Annotated in this window: 3 protein-coding genes; all 3 read left to right on the forward strand. The window is 64.0% G+C overall.

What is annotated here, in order from left to right; genetic code table 11:
- Positions 1-101 precede the first annotated feature (101 nt).
- The 3 genes from dapE to WBB95_RS10850 are packed head-to-tail and all read left to right on the forward strand — an operon-like array spanning position 102 to position 2494.
- Complete coding sequence (gene dapE, locus WBB95_RS10840; RefSeq protein WP_424487588.1) at positions 102-1253, forward strand: succinyl-diaminopimelate desuccinylase; 1152 nt, start codon at positions 102-104, stop codon at positions 1251-1253.
- Positions 1253-2062: a putative RNA methyltransferase gene (locus tag WBB95_RS10845; protein ID WP_424487589.1), complete on the forward strand. Its 810-nt coding sequence runs from the start codon at positions 1253-1255 to the stop codon at positions 2060-2062. Before dapE ends, WBB95_RS10845 begins: the two co-directional genes overlap by 1 nt.
- A gap of 54 nt (positions 2063-2116) precedes the next feature.
- Positions 2117-2494, forward strand: a complete 378-nt coding sequence (locus WBB95_RS10850; protein ID WP_424487590.1) for a hypothetical protein — start codon at positions 2117-2119, stop codon at positions 2492-2494.
- Positions 2495-2568: the final 74 nt, after the last annotated feature.

Consider the following 2568-nt stretch of genomic DNA (forward strand, 5'->3'; position numbering starts at 1 on the left):
GCATTCGCGAGCAAGCCCGCTCCCACATTGGAACGATGCCGCTTCAAACGTTGTATTTCACACTCGTCCTGCGCCCATACCACGCTTTCCGGAGTTCCCCCATGACGGCCCACGCCGACCTTTCGCCGACCCTTCAACTCGCTATCGACCTGATCCGTCGCCCCTCGGTGACGCCGATCGACGCCGACTGCCAGAAGCTGATGATGCAGCGCCTGGGCGACGCCGGTTTTGCGCTTGAACCCATGCGCATCGAAGACGTGGATAACTTCTGGGCCACCCATGGCAAGCATGAAGGCCCGGTGCTGTGCTTCGCCGGCCACACTGACGTGGTGCCGACCGGCCCGGTGCACGCCTGGCAGAACGACCCGTTCGACGCGCTGATCGACGAAAACGGCATGCTCTGCGGGCGTGGCGCGGCAGACATGAAAGGCAGCCTGGCCGCGATGCTGGTGGCGGCGGAGCGTTTTGTCGGCGACTACCCGGACCACAAGGGCTCGGTGGCTTTCCTGATCACCAGCGATGAAGAAGGCCCGGCGCACCACGGCACCAAGGCGGTGATCGAGCGGTTCAAGGCGCGCAATGAGCGCATGGACTGGTGCATCGTCGGCGAACCGTCGAGCACCACGCTGGTGGGCGATGTGGTCAAGAACGGCCGCCGTGGCTCCCTCGGCGCGACCCTGACCGTACGCGGCGTGCAAGGCCACGTGGCCTACCCGCACCTGGCGAAGAACCCGATCCACCTGGCCGCGCCAGCCCTGGCGGAACTCGCCGCCGAGCATTGGGATGACGGCAACACCTTCTTCCCGCCAACCAGTTTCCAGATCTCCAACCTCAATTCCGGCACCGGCGCCACCAACGTGATCCCGGGCGACCTGACGGCGGTGTTCAACTTCCGGTTCTCCACCGAATCCACCGTGGAAGGCCTGCAGCAGCGTGTGGCGGCGATCCTCGACAAACACGGCCTGGACTGGCACGTGGAATGGGCCTTGTCGGGCCTGCCGTTCCTGACTGAACCGGGTGCTTTGCTCGACGCGGTGTCGGCCAGCATCAAGGCGATCACCGGGCGCGAGACCCAGGCATCCACCAGCGGCGGCACCTCCGACGGGCGTTTCATTGCCACCCTCGGCACTCAAGTGGTCGAGTTGGGCCCGGTCAACGCGACGATCCATCAGGTCAACGAGCGCATCCTCGCCAGTGACCTCGATGTGTTGACCGAAATCTACTACCAGACCCTGATCAAGTTGCTCGCCTGATGCTGGCCTGCCCCATTTGCAGCGCACCGCTGAACGCGGTGGACAATGGCGTGGCGTGCCCGGTCGGGCACCGTTTCGACCGCGCGCGCCAGGGTTACCTGAACCTCTTGCCAGTGCAGCACAAGAACAGCCGCGACCCAGGCGATAACCTCGCGATGGTCGAAGCGCGCCGCGACTTCCTCAACGCCGGGCATTACGCCCCGGTGGCCAAGCGCCTGGCCGAACTCGCCGCAGAACGCGCACCGCAGCGCTGGGTAGACATCGGCTGCGGCGAAGGTTACTACACCGCGCAAATCGCCGACGCCCTGCCCGATGCCGATGGCTACGCGCTGGATATCTCCAAAGAAGCCGTCAAGCGGGCATGCAAGCGCAACCCGGCGCTGACCTGGTTGATCGCGAGCATGGCCCGCGTGCCGCTGGCCGATGCCAGCTGCCAGTTCCTGGCCAGCGTGTTCAGCCCACTGGACTGGGAAGAGGCCAAGCGCCTGCTCAGCCCGGGGGGCGGTTTGATGAAGGTCGGGCCGACCAGCGGCCACCTGATGGAACTGCGCGAGCGCTTGTACGACGAAGTGCGCGAGTACACCGACGACAAGCATTTGGCCCTGGTGCCGGACGGCATGAGCCTGGCGCACAGCGAGACCCTTGAGTTCACGCTGAGCCTGGCCGAACCCCAGGACCGCGCCAACCTGCTGGCCATGACGCCTCACGGCTGGCGTGCCAGCGCCGAGCGCCGTGCACAGGTGATTGAGGCGGCTGAACCGCTGAAGGTCACTGTGTCGATGCGCTACGATTATTTCGTGCTTCAATAACCGACTTTTAGACATCCGCGAATGGATTTTCGAATCCCGCAACGAGGAACATCCATGCGCCAACCTGATATCGAGATTTACCTGAAGGACGCCGACGTCGACCACAAGGCTATTGCCGCCTGGCTCGGCGCCGCCCTCGGCACGTGCAGCGACTGGGTCCAGAAGGGCCAGACCTACAAGTGCAACGCCGGCAACGTGCCTGTGACCTGGCTGCCCAAAGCGGTCGGAAAATGGAACAGCCTGTACCTGGAAAGCGACCAGACCCCGTGGGAAGACGACATCGCCTGCGCCCGCGCCGCCTTTGCTGCGCTGAACGTAGAAGTGCGTTGCGCGCCGGGCACGTGGGTTGAAGAGGAAGGTGAGGAAAGCGCCGACACCTGGATTCGCATCAGCGCGGATGGTGAAGAGCAGATCACCTGGAAAACAGCCTAAATCTGAAGTGTGAACCCAATCAAAATGTGGGAGCGGGCTTGCTCGCGAAAGCGCTGGATCAGTCGCCTTTATAG

The sequence above is a fragment of the Pseudomonas sp. genome (assembly GCF_049645325.1).
Classification (GTDB): Bacteria; Pseudomonadota; Gammaproteobacteria; order Pseudomonadales; family Pseudomonadaceae; genus Aquipseudomonas.

Coding starts and splice junctions, on each gene's coding strand:
- WBB95_RS10845 (WP_424487589.1), top strand. CDS start 1,253: ATGCTGGCCTGCCCCATTTGCAGCGCACCGCTGAACGCGGTGGACAAT.
- WBB95_RS10850 (WP_424487590.1), top strand. CDS start 2,117: ATGCGCCAACCTGATATCGAGATTTACCTGAAGGACGCCGACGTCGAC.
- dapE (WP_424487588.1), top strand. CDS start 102: ATGACGGCCCACGCCGACCTTTCGCCGACCCTTCAACTCGCTATCGAC.